This is a genomic window from Stenotrophomonas sp. GD04054 (genome assembly GCF_029836955.1).
Taxonomy (GTDB): domain Bacteria; phylum Pseudomonadota; class Gammaproteobacteria; order Xanthomonadales; family Xanthomonadaceae; genus Stenotrophomonas; species Stenotrophomonas maltophilia_A.
Genome location: NZ_JAOECR010000003.1, coordinates 17,280 through 42,777 on the forward strand (window position 1 = coordinate 17,280; position 25,498 = coordinate 42,777).

A 25,498-nucleotide genomic window follows, 5' to 3' on the forward strand; every position below is an offset into this window, starting at 1 on the left:
GATGAGCACCACGCCACGCCGTCGCGGCAAGTCCAGCATTCAGCGCCTGCCTGCAGAACAACGTACGTTCATCGAGAAGCTGCTGCGGGAAGATCGGCTCACGCTGGCCGAGATGATCGAGGCACTGCAACAGCAGTTCCCAGGACAGCCTGCGGCCGACATCTCGCGCTCCGCCCTGCATCGCTATGGTGCGGGGTTTGCTGAGCTGACGGCTCGCATGCGGGAGATTGAGGCAGTGTCCCAGGCTGTGGTCGGCGAGCTGGGCGAAGGTGTGGGCGAGAAGGCTGGCGCGCTCCTCGGCCAAGCCATTACCACCCTGGCCACCAATGCGGCGCTGCGGGCTCACGAAAAGGAGGACGTGAGCATTGATGAGATCCGCAAGCTGGCCCGCGCTGCCAAGGACGCGATGGACACCCAGCGCGTCAGCGTCAATGTGCGGCGCGCAATCATGCAGGAAGCGCGCGATGCCATGGTGCGCGAGCAGGCCGCCAAGCTGGAGAAGGTCGTCAAGAGCGGCGGGCTGTCCGCCGCTGCCGCCGCCGACATTCGCTCTCAGATCCTGGGAATCCGCACCGAATGAGTGAGAACGCACGCCAGCTTGTTCCGAACACTGCCGCCGCCGACGTGCCTGCGGCACTGATGCCGTATCAGCAGCGCTGGATCGCCGATCCCGCCAACCTCAAGGTTATGGAAAAGGGACGCCGTACCGGCATCACCTGGGCGGAGGCTGCTGACGACGTGCTGATTGCCGCCAGTGCAAAGGGTGCGGGTGGTCAGAACGTGTACTACCTCGGCACCGACAAGGAAATGACCGAGGAATACATCCAGGCCTGCGCCATGTGGGCCAAGGCCTTCAACTATGCGGCCGGGCTGGTGGAGGAAGGCTTTTGGGATGAGGAGGAAGATGACAAGCACATCAAGACCTTCACCATTCGCTTTCCGGAAAGTGGATTCAAGATCACGGCACTGGCCAGCCGGCCGCGCAAGTTACGTGGTCGCCAGGGCGTACTGGTGGGCGACGAAGCCGCATTCGTCGATGATCTGCAGGAGCTGCTCAAGGCAGCTGTTGCGTTCCTGGTGTGGGGCGGAAAAGTTCGCCTCATCTCCACCCATGATGGCCATGACAACGCATTCAATGAGCTGATCGAGGAGATCCGCGCGGGTGGTCGTCGCGGTTCGATCCATCGCGTGCCTTTCCGTGAGGCGGTCGAAGAAGGCCTTTACCGCCGTGTCTGCATGCGCCTGGGCAAGACCTGGTCACAGGAAGCCGAGGAGGAGTTTATCGCCGAGGTGTACGGCACCTATGGCGATGCCGCCGCCGAGGAGCTGGACTGCATTCCGTCGCAGGGCAGTGGCGCATGGCTCAGTGCAGCGTTGATCGAGGCGCGCATGACCGATGCCCCGGTGCTGCGCTACACCTGTCCCAAGGGCTTTGAGCAGCAAAGCGACCACGTCCGATGGGAGGCCGTGCAGACCTGGTTGGATGACGAAGTCGGACCGCACCTGGACAAGCTGGACCCTGATCTACAGAGCGTCTATGGCCAGGACTTCGGCCGGTCAGGTGACTTGTCGGTGATGGTGCCAGCGCAGATCACCCAGACGCTCAAGCGCAAAGCGCCGTTCATCCTGGAACTGCGGAACATGCCGCACCGCCAGCAGGAACAGGTAGCCAAGTACGTTATCCACCGTTTGCCTCGGTTCGTGAAAGCTGCAGTGGATGCGCGCGGTAATGGTCATGCACTCGCAGAGTTCCTCGCCCAGGAGTTCGGCTATAGCCGTGTCGAGTTGGTCATGGCCACCGAGGGCTGGTATCGCGAGCACATGCCGCCAGTCAAGAAGGCATTTGAGGACAACACCATTTCGCTGCCGCGCGACAAGGACACGATGGCAGACCTTCGCGTGGTGCGAGTCATCAAGGGTGTGGCCAGGGTGCCCGAGCGGACCACTGGGCGCGATGGTGGCCAGCGCCATGGCGACTCGGCTATCGCAGTTGCCCTCATGTACTACGCCAGCCGCCATCCAGGCGCAGAGATGGACTGGACCCCTGTGCCGCGCTCAGTGCGCGGCTTTGATTCCGTGGCCAACCACGGGCACGAGCGTCCAGAGGACGACGATTTCAATCTGCCGGAACCGCAAGCATGGTGACCCAAACCCGCATTCTTGGCCCTGATGGCAAGCCCTTCACCGTGGCCGACCTGGCACAGCCTCAGACCGCGCACGCGAATTCGCTGCAGCGCGAGTTCCAGGGGCACCCCTCGCGCGGCCTCACGCCCAGCCGGCTGGCCTCAATCCTCCTGGCGGCCGAACAGGGCGATTTGATCCGCCAGTACGAGCTGTTTGAAGACATCGAAGAGCGCGACGCTCACGTTTTCTCGGAGATGTCCAAGCGCCGCCGTGCCGTCTCCGGATTGCCGTTTAAGATCAGCGCACCGCCCAACCCCAGTGCGGCCGAGAAGAAGGCGGCCGAGCAGCTGCAGGCGATGGTGCTTGCTATCGATGACTTCGACGGGGTTGTGTTCGATACCACCGACGCCATCGGCAAGGGTTTTGCCAACCTGGAAATCGAATGGGACCGCAGCTCCCAGGAGTGGCTGCCGAAGTCCATCACCCATCGACCGCAGTCCTGGTTCCAGCTGCACCGCGGCTATCGCCAGGAGATCCGTCTACGCAACGGAACCGGCGAGGGCGAACCGTTGCGCCAGTTCGGCTGGATCACCCACACCCACAAGGCCAAGAGCGGCTATCTGGAGCGCGCTGCGCTGTTCCGCGTGCTGGTGTGGCCGTACCTGTTCAAGAACTACGCCGTCGGCGACCTGGCCGAGTTCCTGGAGGTCTACGGCATCCCGATGCGGATCGGCAAGTACCCGCCAGGAGCGTCCGACCGCGAGAAAATGTCACTGCTGCGCGCGTTGATGGAAATCGGCCACAACGCGGCCGGCATCATCCCCGAGGGGATGAGCATGGAGTTCCCCGCTGTTGCTGAGGGTGATCCCCAGGCCTTTGAGCTGATGATGAACTGGTGCGAGCGCAGCCAGAGCAAGGCCATCCTGGGCGGCACGCTGACCAGCCAGGCCGATGGCAAGACCAGCACCAATGCGCTGGGAACGGTGCACAACGAAGTGCGCAAGGAAATCAAGGATGCCGATGCTGGCCAGCTGGCCAGCACGCTGTCGCGTGACCTGATCTACCCGCTGGCAGTGCTCAACGGGCTGGTGCGACCCGGCGACTACCGCCGTTGCCCGCGCCTGGTGTTCGACCTGGCCGAGATCAAGGACATCGGCACTTACGCCACGGCACTGCCCCCGCTGGTCGCCATGGGTATGAAGATCCCATGCGCCTGGGCGCATACCGAGTTGGGCATCCCCGAAGCCGGCGAAGATGAGCCGATGCTGGGGCAAGCCCCCGCAGTAACGGATCAGGTGGCGTTGAGCAGTGTGCGGACTGCGGCAACGGCCGCCCAGCCCGTCTCGGTGTCGTCGCGCGACCGCGAGGACCAGTTGGCGCGGCTGGTGGCCACCGAGCTCGACCCTGTGGTGGCCGAGTGGGTGGGCGCGATCCGCGAGTTGGTGGATCGGGCACAGGATCTGGAGCAGATCCGCGATGGCCTGCTTGCCCTGCTGCCCAACCTGAGTGTGGCGCAGTTCGGCCAGGCCATGCAGCACGCCCTGGCTATTGCCGGTGCAGCGGGCATGCTCGATGCCCTGGACGAAAGCCGTGGCTGAGATCCGGGGCAACTTCGGGAGCATGCCCGAGGCGGAGCGCTACTTTCGCGGGAAGGTGAACCTTCCGACGCGGCGGTGGAATGACCTGATGCACGGGCAACACGCTCGGGCGTTTGTCGTTGCCGGCGCCACCCGCGATGCGCTGTTGACCGATCTGCGCGAAGCGGTGGATGCAGCCATTACCCAGGGCGAAACGCTGGAGGATTTCCGCGCTCGCTTCCAGGACATCGTCCAGCGCAACGGATGGCATGGCTGGACCGGCGAAGGTAGCCCAGGCGGGCAAGCCTGGCGCACGGCGACCATCTATCACACCAACCTGCGAACGGCGTACCAGGCCGGCCGCTGGGAGACGCTCAAGAATTTCCCGTTCCTGCGTTACAAGCACAACACCGTGCGCAACCCGCGCGAGCAGCACAAGGCATGGGATGGCGTCATCCTGCCGTCCGACCATCCCTGGTGGGACACCCACTACACGCCCAATGGCTGGGGCTGTCGCTGCACGGTGCTGGGCGTATCGGCCGCCAAGATGAAGGCCATGGGCTGGAAGGTCAGCGAGCCGCCAGTGCCCATCCAGGGCGACCCGCCACCGGAGTGGGCCTATCACGTCGGCCACGCCGCCAGCGGCCGCCACATCGCCGACAGCACGCTTGCCAAGGATGCAGCGGCCAAGTGGTCGGAGGTGCCAGGGCGAAGCGCCGAGGACTACGGGCGTCCCGCTCAGGTTCCGCTGGACGCTGCGATTGCGCGGCCGCTGCCCACGGGTATTCGTGATCCTCAACAGGTGCGCCAGGCCTGGCAGGAACTGTACGGCCGCACTGCCACGCTCACCGATCCATCCGGGGCCGAGGTGTTGCTTACTGACCAGGTTATTGAGCACTGGCTGGAGAAGCCGTCACGCCTGGATGGTCGGGAGAAGTATCTGCCGCTGCTGGCCGAGACGATCCAGAGCCCGTTTGAGGTCTGGGCCAACTTCGCCCGCAACGAGGCTGGCCAGCTGGGCCTGCGCCGCTACTACGTCAAGCGGATCGAGGTCACCGAGTCCGAAGGCGGCGCGCAGAAGCGCTACGCCCTGACAGTGATTGCCGAGGTGCTGCCAGGCGGAGTGTGGGGATCGTTCGACTTCTTCCGTGGCAGCAAGGCTCAGCCGCGTTCGCGGCAGGGGCTGTTGGTATGGGGACGGTCGGAGGAATGAGCCTTTGCCTACAGACGCGCCAGTCCGCTCTGCGGCGCTTCCTGCAGGGCCTCGGGGGCTGGCCCACCCTGTGGAAGGATTGCGGCGGAGCCGCTACGCCGGGGGCGGCTTGGCCCCGGCCCGTTTGCGGAGAATACCATGGCCAATGAACCCCTGATTCTCACTATCGATGCGCGGCAGGCCGAACAGTGGTTCGCCCGTCTCCTGGAGCGCAGCGTCAACCTGTCGGGCCTGATGGCCCAGGTTGGCGAGGATCTGACTGAAAGCACCCAGGCCCGATTCGATACCGGCATTGGACCTGACGGCGTTGCCTGGCAGCCGCTGGCGGATGGATCGGGCCGGACCCCGCTCAACGATACTCGCCGCACCCGTGACGGCATCCACCCGTTGTCGGGCGCTGACTGGGTGGAGATCCGCGCCGATTCCAAGCAGGCGCGCTGGCACCAGGAAGGCACCAAGCCATACGAGATCCGAGCAAAGAACGGAAAGGCGCTTTACTGGCCCGGCATGCAGACGCGCTCAGGAAAGGATGGCCAGGACGGACCCGCGTTCGTGGCCAAAGTGAATCATCCTGGATTGCCGGCCCGTCCCTTCATGGGCTTGAGCGCCGAGGATGAGCAGAGCATCGAACGCCTCGCCGTCGCGTGGCTGGAACTGGACGCGGACCCCGCTGGATCGCCCCCCGCCTAAAACGGCCTGTACGGCCCGTGGAGGACCCCTGGGCGCGGCCACCGTCCATGGTCCACCCCCAACGGGCAGCGGCGGTCGATTTAAACGCCTTTCAAACGCCCTTGAAGGCGGCTGTTCAAGTGACCACCCCGGCGAGGGACAAAAATCGCCCGGTCCGGTGTAGAGTCCCTGCCGACATCCCACCCATCGGGCCGCACCCGAAAAGCAGTGAAGGGCTTTAGTCCCGCCGCCTGATCGAGGGCGGCGAATCTGGCGGGGATGAATCAGCCCGCCCGCCGCCTCCATACCGCCGTTGCCCTGGCTGCCTGCAGCTTCCAGCTGCAGGCCGACGCCGTGGGCGATGACCGCATCATCTCCATCCAGCTGACCCCTGCCGGTCACTTCAAGCCCAGTGACGGGCGAGAGATGGATGTCCCCGCCTGGTACATCGACGCCTCGGTGGCGGCTCGCGTGATCGAGCGCTTCAACGCTCGCGTCAACCCGGCAGTGGTCGATTACGAACACCAGACCCTGCACAAAGAAACCAACGGGCAGCCCGCGCCGGCCGCTGCCTGGATGCGTGCGCTGCAATGGCGCGAGGGATCTGGCCTCTGGGCCACCACCGAGCTGACTCCCCAGGCTGCGGAGCAGATCCGAACCGGCGCCTATCGCTACGTCTCCCCGGTGTTCCTCTACGACAAGACCACCGGGGAGGTGCTGGCCATGCAGATGGCCGCCTTCACCAATGACCCCGCCATCGACGGCATGCAGGCCATGGAGCTGCGCGCAGCGGCTTGCTTTGCCCACGACATCGATCCTGACAAGGAAAACTCCATGAACCCGTTGCTCAAAGCCTTCCTGGCTGCCCTGGGCCTGCCCGAAACCACCTCCGAAGCGGACGCCATCGCTGCATGCAGTTCCCTGACCACCAGCTTGGGCGTGCTGCGCCGACTGCAGGCCGAGCTGGGCGCCGAGGGCGAGCCGGCCGTTGCGGCCTGCAGCGCCCTCAAGACCAAGGCCACCGCCACCCCGGACCCGACCAAGTTCGTCCCCATCGCCGCCCTGGAGGAAGTGCGCGGCCAGGTCGCCGCTCTGTCCGCCGAGCGCACCGCCGAGAAAGTCAGTGCCCTGGTCGAGGCTGGCCTGGCTGATGGCCGCATCCTGCCGAGCATGAAGGACTGGGCCACCGACCTGGGCAAGCAGAACCTGGCCGCGCTGTCGTCCTACTTGGACAAGGCCGCTCCGATCGCTGCCCTGGGCGGTACGCAGACCGGTGGCCAGAAGCCGGCCGGCGCGACCAACGAGCATGGCCTGGACGCGGCTGAAATGGCCGTCTGCAGCGCTACCGGCGTCACCCCCGAAGCCTTCGCGAAATCCAAGAAGGACACCGCCCAGGCGCAGGCCTGAGCACTACCCCCCACCTCTCACCGGAGTCCGCTATGAGCGCAGCCACCCAGGCTCGCAACACCCCGCGCCGGGACGCACATCGTGTCGGCCACCCCTCCAACCCCGGCACCGCGCTCCATGCGGGCACGCTGATTGCGCTGCTGGCGTCCAACGGCAACGCGGTGCCGGCAGGCACTGCCGGCTCCGGTGACGCAGTCGGCGTTGCACTCCGCTCCGTCACCGGCACTGCCGCAGGCGAGACCGTCGAATGCGAGCGCGGCACCGGCTTCCGTTTCGACAACAGTGCTGGCGCTGATGCCATCGCCCGCGCCGACATCGGTGCAACTGCCTACATCGTCGATGACCAGACCGTGGCCAAGACTGACAACAGCGGCGCCCGCAAGCGCGCTGGTGTCGTCCTGGACGTGGATGCGGCCGGCGTGTGGATCGTGGTCGGCTGAGCCGGCCCATCCGTTCCCCTATCACCAGGACAATCCCATGATCGTCAATCGCGGCAATCTTTCCACGCTGTACGTCGCCTTCAACGCAGCATTCAACGCTGGCCTCGGCCAGGCACCGTCCCAGTTCCAGCGCATTGCCACGGTGGTGCCGTCCACCACCAAGTCCAACGAGTACGGCTGGTTGGGCAAGCTGCCCAACGTGCGCGAATGGATCGGCGAACGTGTGGTGCATGGCCTGCAGAACCATGGCTACACCATCAAGAACAAGCCGTATGAGCTGACTGTCGGCGTGGACAAGGATGACATCGAGGATGACAACCTCGGCATCTACAGCCCGCTCATGCAGAGCATGGGCGAGTCGGTCGGCGCACAGCCGGACCAGCTGACGTTCGAGCTGCTGAAGAACGGCATCTCCACCGCCTGTTACGACGGCCAGAATTTCTTCGACACCGATCACCCGGTGCTGGACAAGGACGGCAAGGAAACGGTCCAGAGCAACGTGGACTCGGGCGGCAATGGTGCCTACTGGTATCTGCTGTGCACCAAGCGCGCACTCAAGCCGATCATCTTCCAGAACCGGAAGCCGCCGCAGTTCGTTTCCATGGACACGGATACCGATGAGGGCGTGTTCAACAAGAAGGAATTCCGCTACGGCGCCGATTGCCGCCGCAACGTCGGTTTCGGTTTCTGGCAGATGGCCTACGCCTGCAACAAGCCGCTGACCGAGGAGAGCCTGCAGGCAGCCTATACCGCCTTCACCTCGCGCACGGGCGACCACGGCCGTCCGCTGGGCCTGGTGCCGGATCTGCTGGTGTGCGTGCCGAACGACAAGTTCAAGGCCGCCAAGATCCTCACCGCCAATCAGATCGCCGGCACTGACAACGTGATGAAGGGCGTTGTTGAGGCGATGGACAGCGCCTGGTTGATCTGACCCTCGACCACTGACCGGCACCGCAGGGTGCCGGTCGTAACTTTCCCGAATACAGAAGGAGCGGCCCATGGCCGAACAGATCCTGGTAAAGGCCCGCCTGGAGCGTGGCCGCTGGCGTGCCGGCATGCACTTCACCCGGCAGGGCCGGACAGTGCATGTGGATGACCTGGACAAGAAACAGCTTGACGCGATCAACAGCGACCCCGAGCTGATCGTGACGGAGCTGCCAGCGTCGGGCGACCCCAACGAGCTGGCTCTGGCCCGCGAACGCAAGGCAACCAAGTCCGGCAATGCCAAGCGCAAGTGGGAAGACGCCGAGACTCGTGCCCGCACTGCCTCTGGCCTGGCCGAGGAAGCCTGGGCGAACCAGCCGGCGGCTGATCGCGTAGGCTTGATCGAGGCAGCGCTGGAGGCCGGCGCGTAATGGCCTACGTCACCCTCACGCAACTGGCCGAGCTCCCAGGGGCACTGGAACTGTCCCAGGTGGCGGGTGGGCGCGATGAGCGCCCGGTTGCCTCCGAGCTGATGGATGCCACGTTGCGTGGGGGTGATCGCAGCGCCTTCCCGCCAAGCGAGGTGGCCAAGGCGGATGCGGCCCTGGAGCGCATCAAGGAGGCCACCCGTCAGGCAGATGCGATCATCGACGGCTACCTGGCACGGCGCTACAGGTTGCCGCTGGCCAAGGTCGTGCCGCTGCTGGCCGTTTGGTCGCGCAGCATCACGCGCTACCTGCTGCACCCTGATCGCCAGACGGATGAGCGCACCGATCCCATCGTGCGTGACTACCGTGACGCGATTCGCCTGCTGCAGGAGACGGCACAGGAAAAGTTCCACCTGGGCATCGAAGATCCGACCACGTCCACCGGCTCTGCAGGGGAATTCATCTTCCATGCCGGCAACAAGGTGTTCGGGCGCGAGGGCCGGCCGTGACTGTAGGGCCGTTCCCAGTCACGCCCGTCCTGGAGCGCTTGCGGGAACACGTCCAGGCGTTGCTCCTGGTCGGTGATGCCGCCGACCTGGACACCGCCTTGGACCAGCAGCCGGCAAAGGACTGCGCCGCGTATGTGACGGCCGCCGAGGTGGGTGGACGCCCGAAGTACACGGGCGATCAGCACATCCAGAACGTGGATGTCACGTTGCGCGTGGTCCTGATGGTGCGCAACTTCAGCGGCCAGGCCAGTGGCAGCGGCGCGCGCCGCCAGATGGATGAGCAAGTCATTCCAGGCGTCCGCAAGGCGCTGGCCGGCTGGACTCCTGTCGATGCGTTCGACGCGCTCAGCTTCCAGGCTGGTCGTGATGAGAAGTTCCGCGCCGGCTGGCTGGTCAGCCAGCAGGTATTCGTCACCAACTACCGCATGCAACACACACCGCCCCCATGACTACCAAGCACACCCCCACCAGCGGCGGTGCCTGGCGCGTGATCGATGGCCAGCTCGTGGATGAGTCCGTACTGCCCGCCGAACCCGCTCCAGCACCCGAGCCGCCGCAACCGCCGGCATCGAGCCAGAACCGCTCGCGCCGCTCCTCTGCAACCTCACCCGAGAACTGACCATGGCCCAGCCCAACCTGGAATCCTTCAAGCGTCGCGGCCTGGCCCTGGCGCTGCGCGCATCGGCCTCGGTGCCGATTGTTCCCACCGCCAGCGCCGATGGCGTGTTGCTGTTCAACGGCAGCAGCGGCACCGAGTTCGACAAGATCGAACGCCCGGTGGATCGCTCGTTTCTGACTGGCCAGCCCTTCGCAGTCGGTGCCAAGCGCGCCTTCATTGAGGGCGAGTTTGAGTTGTTCCCGCCGACCAAGCCGGGTGCAGCGGCTGACTCCGATGCCGTCTGTGCGCCGCTGTTGCTGCCCGCTGGCATGACCGCCGTCAAGGACGCTGTTGCGAAAACCACGCGCTACAACCCGATCAGCGCGAACATCCCGATCTCTGATGCCAAGTTCTGGCATGCCGGCACGGTCAAGCAGATCGGCGCCGCACGTCACAACCTCACCAACCTGGCACTGGCCGTTGGCGAGCGCTTCAAGGGCAACATCCGCATCCAGGGCGACTACGACACCATCGCCGAGGACGCTCTGCCCAACATCACCACCACCGCCGTGGTGCCGACCGTCGCGCGCGCGGACAACACCCGCACCACGATCACGGTTGATGGCGGAGCGGGCCTGGTCGTGTGGGCCAAGTCCCTCTCGGTGGACGTGGGCAACACGATCACGTCGAAGGAGTACACCAGCCATAAGGAAAGCGGCATCAGCGACCGCGCGCCGACCTGGACGCTGCGCCTGGCCAAGACGGCCCTGGCTGACTTCAATCCCTGGGCAGTACGCGACGCGGCCGGCGTCCTGGAGGTTGGGCTGCGCCTGACCGAAAAGAGCAAGCTCTACAGCGAGCTGGGCATTCGCGGCCAGATCGAGAACATCAATGAAGTCGAGATTGATGGCGACTATGGCTGGGAGCTCACCGGCCCCTGCGTTGCCAGCGACGCTGGCGGCGATGAGCTGTATATCGAATTCGGCGACAGCACGCCGCCGTAATTCGCAGGCACTGCGCTACACTCCCAACGGCCCCGCCACTGTGCGGGGCCTTTCTTTTTCAGTGAAGCGCTTTAGTCCCGAACGGCAGCTGTGCCTGGGCAAAGTGGACCTGTCCCCGATCAAGGGGCTGTTAAACCACTTCCCAAGGACTTTCCCATGCTCCGTCTCGCCCGAACCAACACCGTGCACCTGCCGGTGGAACTGCGCATCCCCACCGACCAGCCCAACGTTTTCGCCACCGGCACCATCCAGTGCCAGGTCAAGATCCTGGCACGCGAAGAAATCAAAGCCATCCAGGACAACCCCGTTGAGGATGAGGAGTACCTGCGCAAGATCCTGGTCAGCGTCGCTGGCCTGGGTGATGCAGACGGCAAGCCCATCGAGGGCGAAGCCGCGATCAAGGAAGTTTTCGATGGCCCGTTCTACGCCTTCCTGCAGCCGGCCATCATCGGCGCCTACTTCGACCAGTTCGGCCGGGCGCACGTAAAAAACTCGAAGCCGTCGCGCGGGCGCTGATTGGGAAGGGTCCACGCACTGACGGCGCTGACAGGAACCATGAACCTGACGGCGCCGTCAGCGCGGCGGACTTTCTGCGCGACGGGGGCGGCGGCGAGGAGCCGCCGAGCGTTATCCCGGTCCTGGATGAGAACTGGGAAGTCGTCCAACTGTTCGTGCGCTGCAAGGCCCGCTGGATCACCGGCATGCACGCACCGGTTTACGACGGCATTGAAGCCCGCGAGATCCAAGCCGCTGCCTGCCTCCAGGGCATTGCCCCGCACCTATTGCCAGACCTGATGCCATCGCTGGACGTGCTGATTGGCACCACGGCTATGGCCCATCGCGAAGCCTCGGATAGCCCGTGAACCCAACCGTCACCCTCCGCCTCGATGCCGACAACAGCCGCCTGGTGCCAGCCGTTCGGGCATCGGATGCGGAGCTCAAGCGACTGGGCGCGACGGCGGGCACAACCGGCGACCAGGCACGGCGTGGTGCTGCCGGCATTTCCAGCATCGGCACGGCGGCGGATTCCACTGCTCGCCGTGTCTCTGCTGTGTCCAGCGCACTGGCATCGGCGCGGGCGACGGTGGCCACCTACATTGGCGCGCAGACGGCCGGCGCCCTCATTTCCGTTGCGGACAACTACGCCAACATTTCAGCGCGGCTCAAGCTGGCAACAGATGGACACAAGGCCTATGCCACCGCATCGGCCCAGGTGTTCAACATCTCCCAGCGCACCGCCACCGCGCTCGACAGTACCGCCACCCTCTACGCGCGCTTGTCGCAGTCCACCGCCGAGTATGGGATCACCCAGCAACGGCAGCTGGCGCTCACCGAGTCCATCAACAAGACGTTCGCTATCTCAGGCGCCAGCAACGTCGCCACCGCCAACACCATTGTCCAGCTCAGCCAGGCCCTGGCTGGGGGCGTGCTGCGCGCAGAGGAATTCAACTCTGTCGTGGAAAACTCGCCGCGTCTGGCCAAAGCGCTGGCCGACGGTATGGGCCTGTCGATGGGCGAGCTGCGCAAGCACGTCAACGACGGCAAGGTGACCGTCGATCAGATGGTGGCCGCGCTTGAGAACCAGTCCTCCGTCATCGCCGCCGAGTTTGAGCAGATCCCGCTCACGGTCGGGCGCGCCATGGAGCTGCTGCGCAACAGCGTCACGAAGTTCGTCGGCGAGTCCTCCCAGGAGCTGGGCGCCAGCGGTGGGATCGCCCAGGGCATCGCGTTCCTGGCCAACAACATGCAGCACCTGGACCAGATCGCCGGTGTCCTGGCCGTCGCCCTGGGAAGCCGCCTGGTCGTCAGCCTGGCCAAGGCTACCGCCGAGAAGATCACGGCCGCCGCCGCATCGCGAGCGCTGGCCCGCGAGGAGCTGGCTGCAGCCCGTATTGCCGAGCAGCAGGCGGCAGGCCGTCTATCGGCCGCTCGCGCCGGCATGAGCGTGGCAGGTGGCGTAGCCGCGGCTGAGCAGGCTCTGGCCGCCGCCCAGCTGCGCACCGCCGCTGCTGCCCAGGCCGCGTCCGTTGCGCTTACCGCAAAGGCTGCCGCCATGCGAGGCCTCAACGTGGCGATGGGCGCGTTTGGCGGCCCTGCAGGCCTTGCGATCACCGCACTGTCGCTATTCGTGGCCTGGGCGATGAACAGCAGCCAGAAGGCGCAGGAGCTGTCGAAGGCGGTCACTGCTGGGTTCCAGCCGGCTATGCGGGTGCTGCAGGAGTTCAATCAGGAGACTGCGAACACATCATTCGCGGAGCTCGCAAACACCGTTGAAACCATTGATACGGCGCGGCAAGAGCTCAAGAATTTTGGCGATGAATATGAACGTCTGGCGGCGAAGCGCCGCGCGTTTCAGGCGCGCGACCGCGCCCTGCCTTTCGGACTCGACAAGGAACTGGAAAGCGCCTCGGCGGCCATGGAGTCGGCGCGCCTTCGCCTGGACAACCTGACCAAGGGGTATGACAGGGCCATCTCGGTTTCGGCTGGCGTTGTGCTGCGCACCGCCAACGTCACCGATGCCACGGACGCCCAACGCCGCTCCCTGGAGGAGTTGCTCAAGCGCCAGGCCAACCAGGGTCAGACATTGGAGCAAACCCGGCCACTGCTGGAGCAGTGGGCCAAGGGCCAGGTCGGCGTCGAAAGCGCCAACCGCATCGCTGCCGCCAGCTTCGATGCCGTGGCGTCCGCAGCGCGCAGCTCTGGCGCCGCGATCAAGGCTGCTCTCCAGTCGGTCAACGAAGGCCTGGATAAGCAGATCCAGAGCGTCCAGCTGGACCTGATCGAGAAGACCCAGGGCAAGGCAGCCCGCATGCGCGCGCAGTTCATCACGGAAAGCGCGCAGAAGGGTCTGGACCCGACCAGCGCCGACTATCAACTGGCGCGGGCCAAGAACGAGCAGCTTATCCAGCTCACCCTGACGCTGGACAAGCAGAATGCGGCCACCCGTGATCTGACGCGAACCCAGACCGAGGCCAAGCGCTCCGGCGAGCAGGCTGCGCGGCTGGCAGAGCAACAGGCCGACTCCCAGGCCAAGTACACCCGCCAGGCCGCGTTGGCCGCTGCCGAGCTCTCCGGGCCGATGGCCGCTGCCCAGGAGCAGCACAAGCAACGCATTGCCGAGCTCGACCGCGAACTGGCCAAGCACCTCATCACCCAGGAGGCATACGCCAGCCTGGTGAAGTCGTCAGCGGCCGAGCTGGCCAAGAATGCCGCCGAGGTCACCAAGCAGCAGCAGGCGCCCACGGCATTGCTCGACACGCTGAGCGGCGAGGTGCAACTGCTGGGCATGGTCGGGATCGAGCGCGAGCGCCGCGCCCGCCAACTGCGCAACGAGCAGGACATGCTCCAGGCGATCAACGAGGCCAACAAGGCCGGCGCCGGCATCAACGCAGAGGCAACCGCAGGCCTGATGGCCCAGGCACGGGCCTGGGCCAATGCCTCTATTCGCATCGAACAGCAGACCGCCGACCTGGAGGAATGGGCCAACGTCGGAACACGCGGTGTCGCGGATGTCGCCGATATGCTGGCCGATATGTTCAGCGGCGGGCTGGACAAGTCTGAGAGCTTCTTCAGCCGCCTCAAGGACATCTTCAAGCGTGGTTGGCGCGACATCGTGCGCACCATGCTTGAGCAGAACCTGGTGCGCCCGTTCCAGGATGCGCTCACTAACGCCATGAATGGCGCGCTGGCTGGTGTGTCGCGTGGCCAGGCCGATGGCAACTGGTTGTCGAAGATCGCCGGCATGTTCGGTGGCGGCAGCCAGGGCGGCGCGGGCTCGGGCTGGATGAGCAGCCTGGCCAACATGATCGGTGGCGGCCGCAACCTCACTGGCACCAACGCCATGCTGGCCGGTGGCGGCTGGCGTGCCGGGGTGGCTGCGCCAGGCAAGATGATGGGCTTTGGCAACAACGTCGGCGGTTTCATTGGCACCGGGGCTGCTGGTGGCGGCGCGGCGTCCGCATCTATGGCCGTGCCGATCATCGGCTGGGTGGTCGCGGCCATGATGAAGAATGCCGAGTTGTTCGATCAGGGCTGGGACATCGCCAATGGCGAAAGCTGGGCGGGCAAGATCGCCACCCTGGGCGCCGTGGGTCTCGTCGATAAGATGGCGCGCAAGCTCGGCCTCAACGCCAAAGCCGCCTCCATTCTGTCTGGCTCCTCGATCCATGCTGCCCTGTTCGGCCGCAAGAAGCCGCAGATCCAGGCGCAGGGCCTGACTGGCTCGTATGGCTTCGACGGGTTCGCTGGCCAGTCCTACGCCGACATCAAGGCCAAGGGCGGCCTGTTCCGCAGCGACAAGAAGTGGACCGAGTATGGCAAGGTCGATACCACGATCACCGACGCTTTCAGCCAGGCAACTGGGCGCGCGCGCGCAGGCGTCATCAGCCTGGCCGAGCAACTGGGCGTTGACATCAACAGCCAGCTGTCCTCCGTCCGCGTAGACCTCGGCAAGGTTCAGCTCGATGCGGACCCGGACAAGGCCCAAGCGCAGCTGGAGCAACTGATTTCCGGCGCGGCCAAGAACCTGACCGGACGTGGCGTGTCGATCCTCGGATTCGGCGACTTCCTCAACAAGGGGTTTGAAGCCGGCGACGTGATGAACAGCCTGGCGGCGTCCATCGAGCTGATGACCGGCAACGCCCAGGAGCTTGGTCGCGCGCTCAATGCCCAGGAAATCGACCTGGTCAAGCGCACGACAACAATGTTCCAGCAGATGGCCAAGGCTGCCGGCACCACCATGGAGGAACAGGTCAAGGCAATCACTACTGCCGCCTCCTCCTACGGCAGCGTAGTGGGCAACGCGCAGCAGGAGATCGCGACGGATGGATTCAGTGGCTTCGCCAAGTCGCTCCTGGCTGTGCGCCAGGAGGAGCAGGAGCGCATCCGCACGCTGCAGCAGCAGGCCAAGGCCCTGGGTGGCCTGGCAGCCCGCGAGCAGGATCTGGCCACCGTCCGCCAGGCCGCCCAGCTCAAGGCCGACGCACTGGCCAGGTCGCTGGAGTCGGAGCTGGTAGGCCTGGCGCTCAATCGCGTCAACGATGAAATCGAACGCCTGGGCGGTTCCATCGACGGAACCAGCAGCAAGCTGCAGGACTTCATCAACTCGCTCAAGCTGAGCAGCACGCTGTCACCGGACACCGACACGCAGAAGCGTTCCACGGCATCGGATCTGATGCAGAGCGCCGCCAGCGCCGGCAACCTGGAGAGCTTCACCCAGTACGCCCAGCAGTTCCTGGAAGTCAGCCGCAAACTCAATGCCAGCGGCCAGGGCTATCAGGTGGACTATGCCCAGGTGCTGGAGCTCGCCAAGCGCTTTGGCGGTGATGGCACCGCCGCGTCGCTGCAGCAGCTTTACGCGCAAAAGGCTGCCTTGGAACAGCAGCAGGAAGCCGCCGCCCGCCTGGAGCGCGCTCAGCGCATCGCCCAGGGCGTGGCCGATCTGGCTGGCGCCCGTGGCGGCGATCCGCTGGAGATCCTGCGCAACGTCACTGGCATCAGCGCTGAGGCGCTGGCCAAGGATCTGGGCCTGACCACGGACGAGCTGGCCAAGTACCTGCAGAACCAGCAGACCGACATCACCGACCTGGCAGAGATCCTGTTCGATCTGCCCAAGCGCATCGCCCAGGAGATGGTCACGGTGCTGACCGACAGCCGCGTTCCCGTCCCGGCGTCGGCCGCGCCTGGCGGTAGCAACACGCCTGCAGCACCAGCTGCGCCAGTCACACCGGGGCGTGGCTACGTCGATCCCTCTTACGAGGTGCTGCTGCAGGTCCGGGACGGCATCCAGTCCCTGGCACGCCAGGGTGAACACAACGCTTTGATGGCGCTATGAACCGGAAAGTATTGCTCGTTGAAATCGGTGGTCAGGGACTGCCTGCAGTCACGCCAGTGACCCGGCAGCCCTCCAACTGGGTGGCGTCGGCCAAGCCGGCCGTTGTGGTTCCTCCGGCCGAAGGCGTGGAGACCAAGCCAGCAGCGGATAGCGTCACCATTACCTGGAACGCTTCGCCGCTGGCTGGTGCTGTCTATGTCCTCTGGCGCGCGGCCGACGCAGGCGGTAAGCCGGGCGAATGGAAGTACGTCACCAAAACCTCAGACACGCGCTACACCTATACCGAGGCCAGTGGCGTTGTGAGCTGGTGGAAGGTCACTGTCCAGGTCAACGGCGTGTCGTCTGCAGACTCCACGCCCAAGGCTCAGGCCCCCGTGGTGCCACCGACTACGGCGGAGCTGGTCCAGCTGCAGGGCAAGGTGGACCAGGGCCTGCGTGATCTGGCACTGGCAGATGCTGCCGAGGCACAGCAGCGTTTGGCAGACTTCCAGGCTGCGCAGGCACAGATCCTGGCCGAGAGTCAGAAGAGTGCGGCCGCAGTGGGCGAAGTGGCCAAGCGTGCCGAGGATCTGGCCACCAACCTGGCCAACGAAGAGCGCGCCCGTATTCAAAGCGTGCTGAACGAAAAGACCGAACGCACCGCCGACATCAGCGCGGTCAACACGAAGGTCCAGAACGGACTGGATTCGATGGCCCGCTCTTTGGCCGAGGTCGCCGCAGGGAGCGGCACGCAGTTTGACTCTGCCGGCATCTGGCACTTCAACGCCGGGCTGGAAGGCTGGACGGGTGTGTATGGCACGCCGACTATCGCAGACGGCATGCTGCGGCCGATCAACACCACCAACAACTCCGGCATCCAGTCCCCGGCGCCGCTCAACATCGACGGCGCCGCCTATCGCTTCATCAAGCTGCGCATGCGCAAGGTTGGCAATCCCGCCTGGATGGGGTTGATCCGTTGGATCACTGAGGCCGACCGGGAGTGGAACGACGCCAAGTCGATTTCCATCCCTGCGCCCGCATTCGACGCCAACGGCGTCGCCGTGCTGGACGTTGACCGCCTGCCTTGGAATGGCCCCTCGCCACTGCGCGCCATCCGCCTGGCACTTACGGGTGCGCAGACGGCCAGCGCCTACATTGAGTACGACTGGATTGCCGTGGGCCGCCCGTCGCCTGGCGCATCCGTCGCGATGGTGCAGCAGGAAAGCGAGGCGCGCACCGCCGCCCTGGCGGCTGAGGCCGGCCAGCGCAACACGCTGGCCGTGCAGCTGCGCGGCGACTACACCGGAAACGATCCAGCGAAGCTGACGGGCGGCCTGGCCTACAACGAAATGAGGGCGCGTGTCGGCGCGGACGAAGCGCTTAGCCAGCGCCAGTCGGCCGTGGAGGTTCGCCTGCCTGCAGGAACAGGTGCACTCGCGTCTGAGGCCAAGGTCAACTCCGTCGAGCAGGCCAGCCTCACTCGCGACGAAGCCATCGGCCAACGTATTGACCAGGTCAATGCAACGTTGCCCGCGATGATTTCCCAGGGCGCCAACATGATCCTCAATGGCGGCTGGAACGCCGGCAAGGACGTGGGTTGGACGTATCAGGGCGGCTCGCAGCTGGCCGGTGTCTCGTGGCCGGCTGCAGAGGGTCGAAGCGGCAGCGCAGCGCTGCGCATCGATGGCACGGGCTCCGCCCGTACAACTGTCGCGCTTGCGAACGCAGGCATGACCATGGCCACCGCGCCTGCAAAGAAGTACCGCATCAGTTGCTGGTACAAGACCAGCGCTACGTTCAACGGCACCGCAGGCGACTCCAAGCTCAGGCTTGCTGACCAGGCATCCGCCTGGCTTGCAGACCGACCGTTCCTTGCGAACAAGGCCGATTGGACGTACCTGGAGTTCGTCTATACCGTCCCGGCCGCCAACGTTCTAGGCCTGCGCCTATCAGTTGCATGCAATAACACTGCAGGCACGCTATGGGTGGACGATGTTGCCGTTGAAGAAGTGACCGAGATCCTGGCAGTTGCCGATGGGCTCAGTTCGCTGAGCGGGACGGTCACCCAGCAGGCTGGCCTCATCAATGCACAGTCTGGCCTCATCAGCGCCCTGCGCACTGACGTGGACGGGAAAGCAACCAACAGCGCTCTCCAGGCCCTGCAGTCCCAGGTAACGCTCCAGGGAAACAGCATCACTAGCCTGGGCAACGCGGTCACCAGCGTAACTGCATCGCTCGAGAACATCGGTGGCGACAACCTGTTGCCGAATAGTGGGTTCGAGACCAGCAACGCGGACAACAGCACCCTGCCTGATTGGTTCGCATCGAACACAATCCCGCAGGCAGTGAGCTATTCCGGCACCTACGCGGTCACAGGTTCAAGCCGCGCCATTCAGATCGTAGGCACCGCTGCGGCCACTGCTGTTGGCCAGTACGTTGGCGTTGAAGTAGCTACCGCAAACCGCCCGAAGCCAGTGCCGGGCGCCAAGTACACGCTCTCCGTGTGGGCCTGCCGCATCAACACCGACGCCGCTCGCATGCAGCTTCTGGTGCAGTGGCTGGACAACAACAATGCAGGTATCGGCTCCGCCCAGTACGCCCCGATTTCCGAACTAGCGTCGGCGATGACGCGCCACACCGGGACCTTCACTGCGCCGGCAGCTGCGGTAAGCGTTCGCATCTTCTTCCGCGCGGCTTCAGGCGCAGTTGGCCAGAACGTATCGGTAGCGCTGGATAATGCGATGTTCCAGCAGGGCGAGGTGGCCACAAACTGGGCTCCAAGCGCAACGGAGATTGCCGCTCAAACAAGCGCAAATGCGAAGGCGAACAGTGCTTTGGACGTGCGCGTCACCAACGCGGAGGGACAGCTGCTGTCGCAAGGCACAGCACTCACTGCCGTTCGTGCTGGCATTGGCAACGCTACGGTCTACGAAGTCACCGCCAACGCAATCATCACCAGTCAGCCCACTGGAGGCCCGCGCTCGTCTGGAGCACGAAACGCGGCGGGTGCGGCTGTGGGTGGTGCCGGGCGCGGCCTCAATGTGCAGGTAGTCAACGCCGACAGCACTCTTGGCCAGCGGCAGACCTTTGACACGTATGGCAACGGTCGGTCAGCCTGCGCCAGCTTCAACGATTGGTACGACAACGCTCTGGCAGACAATCAGTATTTCATCCTGTTCACCAGCGACCACACCGGCTCACTAAATAGCGACACCGGCACGGACACCGTCGGGACCAGGGACCGCCTCGTTGATGCGGGCGCCACCCGTCGCAACGTGGAAGCATTAACCGGAACGCGCATGTTCATCCTGGTCGGGCGCAAACGCGCTGGAGAGGGTGCCGGAATGCAGCGGCTGTCGCCTCCGGCCTCCACTGGACGCGCCGACCAATGGGTTGAGCTCATCGTGGAATTCGTCAATGGGCGGCCGCAGGGCAGCCTGGACGTGTCCGCGTTGGAGCGGGCCACACAGGCAAATGCTGCTGCGAATTCCAGCTTGGAAGCACGCACCTTGGCCAACGAAAGCAGCGTTACCTCGTTGGGTCAGTCACTCACCAGCGTCAATGCGAGGATCGACGCAATCGGTGGTGACAACCTGCTGTGGAACAGCAGTATGGAAGACGCCCCCGTGGCTACCGCAGCACCAACCGGCTGGAACCTGGAGCGCATCCGAAGCGACGTGGGAGGCACTTTCTCCTTCATAGAGTCCCCGCTGAGCGGTGGCGGGAAAGCGGTGCGCATCGACTGGAACGCCATCAATGCGAAGGATTGGGTGGGCCTGAATCGAGCAGGTCCGGGCTCCAACTATGTAAAGGTGGACCCTAACACCGACTACACCTTGTCCTCCTGGGTGCGCGGTACGCCTGACGCGCGGGCGCAGCTCTACGTGCAGTGGATGAATGCCACTGGTGGCACGGTATTGGGCACTGTGACCCTGCCGGAGGTGACTATGACCGGCAAGTGGCAGCGCCTGCTCCTCCCTGCTCGCTCTCGCGGCGATGCCGTGCTCGCCCGCGTTTACGCGGGCCGCCTGTTCGCGCAGCAACCTGGCCCGCACGCCATCGAAATCGACAACGTGCAGTTTCAGCGCGGTCTAGTGGCTACCGAGTACGCCCCAAGCAGCATGGAATCTGCTGCAGCGGCCATGGCAAACGCTGCAGCGACGGCGGGCCTTACTTCGACTGTTACCCAGCAGGGGCAGCAGATCACGGCGCTGGGCCAGTCGGTGACTGGCGTCCAGGCCGAGGTGAAGGGAAAAGCCAGCGCCTCTGTCGTTCAGACGCTTGAGGCAAAGGTCAACAACCAGGGCAGCGGCGGGAATCTGCTCATCAATTCGACGTTCCCGAAGTATCAGCGCAACGGCTGGGGTTGGGGCTCGAACCCTGGTGCAGCATGGGTAGAGCTTGGCGATCCGACTCCCGGCAACGACAGTTTCCATCCCCCTGGCATCTATGGAGTCGGCTCGACCTCCGGTGGCACTACCTCAACGCAAATTGTCTGGTGGGGAACTGAGTACGGCATCCCTGTCGAAGCCGGCCAAACCTACATGGCTTCCGCCTGGTTCAACACTCACCGCTGCTCTTGCTACATCGAGATCAGTTACTGGGACAAGACAGGGAACTGGCTTGCGCAATGGGGCTCACCGGAAACAGGGCACACGGGGAACAGTGGCCCGCCACTGCTTTCCGAGATGCCACGCCCAAGCATCAAGACCGTCGCACCTCCTAGAGCTGCTCTCGCTCGGTTCAGGATCATCGTCAAGCCCAACGGTGAGGCGTGGCCGTATTTCTGGATGTTCCGCCCAATGTTCTCGCGGGTTGAGCCGGATGCGACGCTGCCACCCCCGTGGAATGCCGGCGGTTCAGAGAGTAGTGCCAAGTGGGGCTTTGCGCTCGACGTGAATGGCAATGTCTCCGGCATGGAGATGGAAGCGACCGGGGCAAAGAGTGAGCTAAAAATTCTCTCCAAGATCCTGCGCCTGATAAGTCCTGGCACACCAGACGGCATGGAGATCCAAGACGGCTATCTGCGCGTCTGGCGTGGCAACGTACAACGCATCATCGGTAACGGCTTCGGGCCTGATGGCCTGATCGACTATTTCGGCCCTAACGTCGGCGCTGCGGGTGCAACGAAGCGTAACGCAACCGTGTGGATGGACGTAAATGGTGGTGCGTACTGGGGTGGTGCCATTGCGGCCGGTGTCCGCCGCAATGCGATGCAGACAACCACTACGCAGACCATTGGCGCTTCCATTGTCGTCGGCCCGTTCAGCACAAGCGGCCGGAACAAGAACGTCGTTGTCAGCTACCAGCGAACTGTCGTGCGAACCAACAACCGAATGGATCGCCAGGGCTTCGTCGCAGGCGGAAACAGGAACGCCTGCGCGGTGAATGTCTACAGGAAACTGGGCAGCAACGCGGAGCAGTTCTGGACGAGCTTTGAAGCCAGCGGCGGCGTGTCGATTACGAACGAGTCCGATGGCCCAGATATGGCGATTTCGTTCTGGTCTGGATCGGTAACATTGAACGACAGCGAAGGCACGCAGGACCGCACCTACCGTGCAGAGATCGTCGGGTTCAGCGAACAGGACGTTAGCCATCAGACTGGAAGTTTCACCGGCCTAGACATCACCGCCAGCCTTTCCATCGTCTCCATTGAGGAGTGACCCGCTCCAGCGGCCGGGCAATGCCGCTCATCCAATAAGAGGAAACACCCATGCGCTTTGATGCTCGCCTGTACCTTCGCACCGAGTCTGCTGACCAGCCCGGCGTGACTCTGCAGTTCCGTCCAGTCAGTCAGCCGAATATGCCCCAGATCAATCTCACGGTCGATACGGCCGACGCCGCCGCGCTGAAGGTTGGTGCTGTCTACCGCTTTGAGGCAACTGAAATCACCCAGGAGGGTTGACCAGTCGTGCGTACCTTTGGCCGTTGGGCGGCGTCTCCGCTCGGTGCTGGTCTACTGGTAGAGGATGGCGGATTGACCGTAGCCTCACCGGGGGCCGTTGTTCTTGCTCGCATCGCCAGGAGCACCTTTCCGCTTACCGGTCCTGCCGGCGCTGAGTTCATGCTGTGGGGTGATGATCCTCTCACTGCGATCATCGGCCTCTGCAATGCCGCAGCGCCGTTGTCATCCGAACTGGGCGCATCCAACGGGGTGGGTTGGAAGCTGCACACCGGCCAAGTGGTTCGCAACGGCACGGTGATTGCCAGCGGCCTGCCAATTCCCGCCAAGGGAGAAGCGCTGGGCGTGCGCGTGCTGCCTGGCACACCCGCGCAGGCTCAGTTCTATCGTGATGGCCAGCAGGTGGCCAGCGTTGATGTCTCAGCGGGTGGCCCGTACTACTTCGCCGTGTCCATCGCCGCTACGAAAGCGCGCGGCCTGCGCTGTATCGTGAACGCTGGCCAGTGGCAAGGGCTCAGTCCGGCCGCACTGGCGGGATGGGCGCAGGCTGCCGATGCGATCCCCGCGATCCGCGTCGCAAGTGAGGACTACATGAGCGCGGCCAGCGACTCGCCAGCGAACACCGCATTTGCTGGAGTCATAGCTACCGAGGGCCTGAGCACGATCAGCGCAGTTTCGTTCTGGATGTGGGGGAACGAGTCGCGTGCCGGCAGCGCCCAGGTCCGCGTACAGGACGCCGCAGGGATGCTGGATGCCGCTGCGCTGTCCGCTATTCGTGACGTGCCAGTCACGGTGCGCCAGGTCGAGCAAGGACAGTCGATGGCCGGTGCGGTGCCGGTCGCCCGGTATGTTCTGGATCGAATCGAGGTCGAAGACGACAGCTACAAGCGCCTGACGTTCAAGGACGCGCACAGTGACCTGGATGGGCCGCTGAGCAGGGCCGTATTTCTCCCGACCCACGGCGAGAGCATTGCCTGGCAGCCCCAGCCCGTGGTGATCGGGCTGGTGCGAAGCGTACCGACCACGGCGGTAAACAGTGATGGTTCGCTGCAGTGGATCTGCGATTCGCGCCTGCAATCAGTGATGAATGTCCGTGACCGCGCAGTAGAACTGGTAGCCGGCACCGCGTACAGCCTGGTTGCTGGTGGACAGCAGCTCTCCCTGCAGTCACCGCCTCTCGGGCCGCTGACGGCTGACGTTTCGACCATCGGCGCGGACCGGCCGGCAACGCTTCAACAGGCGCTTTCAGACGTGTTCGGCCGTATTGGGAAAGCCGCGTGGCAGAGCGCCGACGCGCTCGCCATCGACCAGGCTACGGGCTATGCCGGGGTGGGCTACTTTGCGGACGGAAACAGCACGCCGCGCGAGGCCTTGGCTGCGATCCTGGGCAGCTACTGCGCCGACTGGTGGCAGGACGGGGATGGCGTGCTGCGCCTGGCGCGATTGATCGACCCTGAGAGCGTTGCCGATGCGAACCTGGCATTTGAGCTCGACCTGGTCGAGCTCGCCGCTCCGCTGGTTGTGCTGCCGGATCTGGCCCCAGGCCTTACCCGACGCATGGGCTATCGGCCCAACGCGGTAGTCCTGGCAGACGGCGATATGGCCACCGGCCTGGACCAGGTGCCGCCCAGCATCCGCAAGGAACTGTCCGCCAGCCACCGTGGCCAGGTCTACGCCACCGGGGATCTGCCTGCCTGCTACCAGCACGCGGAGGCTGCGCCAGCGGTGGAGTCTTGCTTCGATAGCCGCGCTGACGCTCAGGCAGAGATTGATCGTGTCGTGAAGCTCTACGCAGTGCCCCGCAACTTCTACGCCGGCCGAATGACCGCGCGGCCTGACCTGCAGCTGCGACCGGGCCAGGTCGGGCGCATCCGCTACCCACGCTATGGCCTCGCAGCCGGTCGAAAGGTGATCGTCACGGCGGTGACCAGCAACCCCATCACTGGCGAACAGACCCTGAAATTCTGGGGCGCATAAGGACTGCCACATGCTTATCGGATTCTCCCCTGCGAGTGTTACCGCTGCCGCTGACGGCGCCACTGCCGCAAACATCGCCGCCCTGGTCGATGGGCGGCCCACCAGCATCACTCGACTCAGCGGCGGTGCGTCGGCCGTCCGACTGCGGTTGACCTGGCCAGCCGCCGCTGGCGTCCGTGTCGTTGGCATGCTCGGTTTGTCCTGCCCGGTTGGCACCTCCCTCAAGCTCACGGGGCGCAAGGCTGGCGATGCCACCTATGGCCAGGCCCTCGGTGGGGCCTCGATCACACAAAAGGTAGTCGAGCTGGTGGATGGAAGCCGGGCGGCCTGGTGGGTGCTTCCAGCGGGCACCGTGGCCCTGGTAGGTATCCAGGTCGAGATTGGGGTGGCGGGCCTTGACGTGGGCGAGCTGTTTGCCCACCAGGCGGTAGACCTACCCATTGAGCCCGGCTCAGAGACTGAGCGCATCGACCCAAGCATTGTGGAGCGCACCTTGGGCGCAGGCGTCAACGTGGTGGCTCGGCGCACCTACCGGCGCCTCCGCTTTACCCCTCAGACCGACCGTCTGCAGGTCGCCCGCCAGGGCGGCCTGGGGGGCGGGATGGACTGGGAGCGACTGGCTATGGCGGCTGCAGGTGGCGCGCGGATGTCACTGGTGCCGCGCTGGGGAAGGGATGGCGCCCTGGACACGGAGGAGCTCCATCGGACGGCACTGTATGGCACGGTGGTGGCCGGGTCCGCTGGGCACGCTGGCGGCAACCAGTTCCGCAGCGGCGGTTGGGTCGCCGATGAGCTCCCCCCGATTTGAGCCCCGCTTGAGGCGGGGTTCTAACCCCGTTTGAGGGGCTATCGAACGGTCAGGCAAAGGGGGCTCACAAGGTCGATTCAGCCCTGACTGGCCAGAGCTGGGGATT

Annotated in this window: 20 protein-coding genes; all 20 read left to right on the forward strand. The window is 64.7% G+C overall.

Annotation, left to right across the window (positions count from 1 at the left end; translation table 11 throughout):
* Nucleotide 1: 1 nt before the first annotated feature.
* The 20 genes from N7573_RS03020 (at nucleotide 2) to N7573_RS03115 (ending at nucleotide 25,392) form a co-directional block, all read left to right on the forward strand.
* Complete coding sequence (locus tag N7573_RS03020; protein WP_100552825.1) at nucleotides 2-580, forward strand: phage protein Gp27 family protein; 579 nt, start codon at nucleotides 2-4, stop codon at nucleotides 578-580.
* On the forward strand, nucleotides 577-2,145 hold the full coding sequence (locus tag N7573_RS03025) for a hypothetical protein (RefSeq protein ID WP_154263148.1): 1,569 nt from the start codon (nucleotides 577-579) through the stop codon (nucleotides 2,143-2,145). The genes N7573_RS03020 and N7573_RS03025 overlap by 4 nt, the downstream gene beginning before the upstream one ends.
* Nucleotides 2,139-3,722: a DUF935 domain-containing protein gene (locus N7573_RS03030; RefSeq protein WP_154263147.1), complete on the forward strand. Its 1,584-nt coding sequence runs from the start codon at nucleotides 2,139-2,141 to the stop codon at nucleotides 3,720-3,722. Before N7573_RS03025 ends, N7573_RS03030 begins: the two co-directional genes overlap by 7 nt.
* Entirely contained in the window at nucleotides 3,715-4,914 is a 1,200-nt protein-coding gene (locus N7573_RS03035) for a PBECR2 nuclease fold domain-containing protein (protein ID WP_279912285.1), read from the forward strand. Before N7573_RS03030 ends, N7573_RS03035 begins: the two co-directional genes overlap by 8 nt.
* A gap of 138 nt (nucleotides 4,915-5,052) precedes the next feature.
* Nucleotides 5,053-5,604: a phage virion morphogenesis protein gene (locus tag N7573_RS03040; RefSeq protein WP_154263144.1), complete on the forward strand. Its 552-nt coding sequence runs from the start codon at nucleotides 5,053-5,055 to the stop codon at nucleotides 5,602-5,604.
* A 258-nt stretch (nucleotides 5,605-5,862) separates the two neighbouring features.
* On the forward strand, nucleotides 5,863-6,990 hold the full coding sequence (locus N7573_RS03045) for a phage protease (RefSeq protein ID WP_154263143.1): 1,128 nt from the start codon (nucleotides 5,863-5,865) through the stop codon (nucleotides 6,988-6,990).
* Nucleotides 6,991-7,022: 32 nt separating this feature from the next.
* A complete protein-coding gene (locus N7573_RS03050; protein ID WP_154263141.1) occupies nucleotides 7,023-7,430 on the forward strand; it encodes a hypothetical protein in 408 nt (135 codons plus the stop codon).
* 37 nt (nucleotides 7,431-7,467) lie between these two features.
* Nucleotides 7,468-8,361 carry a Mu-like prophage major head subunit gpT family protein gene (locus N7573_RS03055; protein WP_154263140.1) on the forward strand — a complete coding sequence of 298 codons (894 nt, stop codon included), beginning with the start codon at nucleotides 7,468-7,470 and terminating at the stop codon, nucleotides 8,359-8,361.
* Nucleotides 8,362-8,428: 67 nt separating this feature from the next.
* Nucleotides 8,429-8,785, forward strand: a complete 357-nt coding sequence (locus N7573_RS03060; RefSeq protein WP_154263138.1) for a hypothetical protein — start codon at nucleotides 8,429-8,431, stop codon at nucleotides 8,783-8,785.
* The gene (locus N7573_RS03065) at nucleotides 8,785-9,291 is read left to right on the forward strand and encodes a DUF1320 domain-containing protein (RefSeq protein ID WP_154263137.1); all 507 of its coding nucleotides are present in this window, start codon (nucleotides 8,785-8,787) and stop codon (nucleotides 9,289-9,291) included. The genes N7573_RS03060 and N7573_RS03065 overlap by 1 nt, the downstream gene beginning before the upstream one ends.
* Nucleotides 9,292-9,329: 38 nt before the next feature.
* Nucleotides 9,330-9,740 (forward strand): hypothetical protein, encoded by a 411-nt coding sequence (locus N7573_RS03070; RefSeq protein ID WP_154263136.1) that lies wholly within the window; start codon nucleotides 9,330-9,332, stop codon nucleotides 9,738-9,740.
* The gene (locus N7573_RS03075; protein WP_154263135.1) at nucleotides 9,737-9,910 is read left to right on the forward strand and encodes a hypothetical protein; all 174 of its coding nucleotides are present in this window, start codon (nucleotides 9,737-9,739) and stop codon (nucleotides 9,908-9,910) included. Before N7573_RS03070 ends, N7573_RS03075 begins: the two co-directional genes overlap by 4 nt.
* Before the next feature lie 2 nt (nucleotides 9,911-9,912).
* Nucleotides 9,913-10,893, forward strand: coding sequence for a hypothetical protein (locus tag N7573_RS03080; RefSeq protein WP_154263134.1), 981 nt, complete (start codon nucleotides 9,913-9,915; stop codon nucleotides 10,891-10,893).
* Nucleotides 10,894-11,049: 156 nt separating this feature from the next.
* On the forward strand, nucleotides 11,050-11,409 hold the full coding sequence (locus N7573_RS03085; protein WP_154263133.1) for a hypothetical protein: 360 nt from the start codon (nucleotides 11,050-11,052) through the stop codon (nucleotides 11,407-11,409).
* Nucleotides 11,410-11,594: 185 nt separating this feature from the next.
* Nucleotides 11,595-11,756: a hypothetical protein gene (locus tag N7573_RS03090; protein ID WP_311069193.1), complete on the forward strand. Its 162-nt coding sequence runs from the start codon at nucleotides 11,595-11,597 to the stop codon at nucleotides 11,754-11,756.
* The gene (locus tag N7573_RS03095; protein WP_154263131.1) at nucleotides 11,753-16,726 is read left to right on the forward strand and encodes a tape measure protein; all 4,974 of its coding nucleotides are present in this window, start codon (nucleotides 11,753-11,755) and stop codon (nucleotides 16,724-16,726) included. Before N7573_RS03090 ends, N7573_RS03095 begins: the two co-directional genes overlap by 4 nt.
* The gene (locus tag N7573_RS03100) at nucleotides 16,723-22,368 is read left to right on the forward strand and encodes a carbohydrate binding domain-containing protein (RefSeq protein WP_154263129.1); all 5,646 of its coding nucleotides are present in this window, start codon (nucleotides 16,723-16,725) and stop codon (nucleotides 22,366-22,368) included. The genes N7573_RS03095 and N7573_RS03100 overlap by 4 nt, the downstream gene beginning before the upstream one ends.
* A 50-nt stretch (nucleotides 22,369-22,418) precedes the next feature.
* Nucleotides 22,419-22,610 carry a hypothetical protein gene (locus tag N7573_RS03105; protein WP_154263128.1) on the forward strand — a complete coding sequence of 64 codons (192 nt, stop codon included), beginning with the start codon at nucleotides 22,419-22,421 and terminating at the stop codon, nucleotides 22,608-22,610.
* Between the two features lie 6 nt (nucleotides 22,611-22,616).
* Nucleotides 22,617-24,584 (forward strand): hypothetical protein, encoded by a 1,968-nt coding sequence (locus N7573_RS03110; protein WP_154263126.1) that lies wholly within the window; start codon nucleotides 22,617-22,619, stop codon nucleotides 24,582-24,584.
* A 10-nt stretch (nucleotides 24,585-24,594) separates the two neighbouring features.
* Entirely contained in the window at nucleotides 24,595-25,392 is a 798-nt protein-coding gene (locus tag N7573_RS03115) for a hypothetical protein (RefSeq protein ID WP_154263125.1), read from the forward strand.
* Nucleotides 25,393-25,498 lie beyond the last annotated feature (106 nt).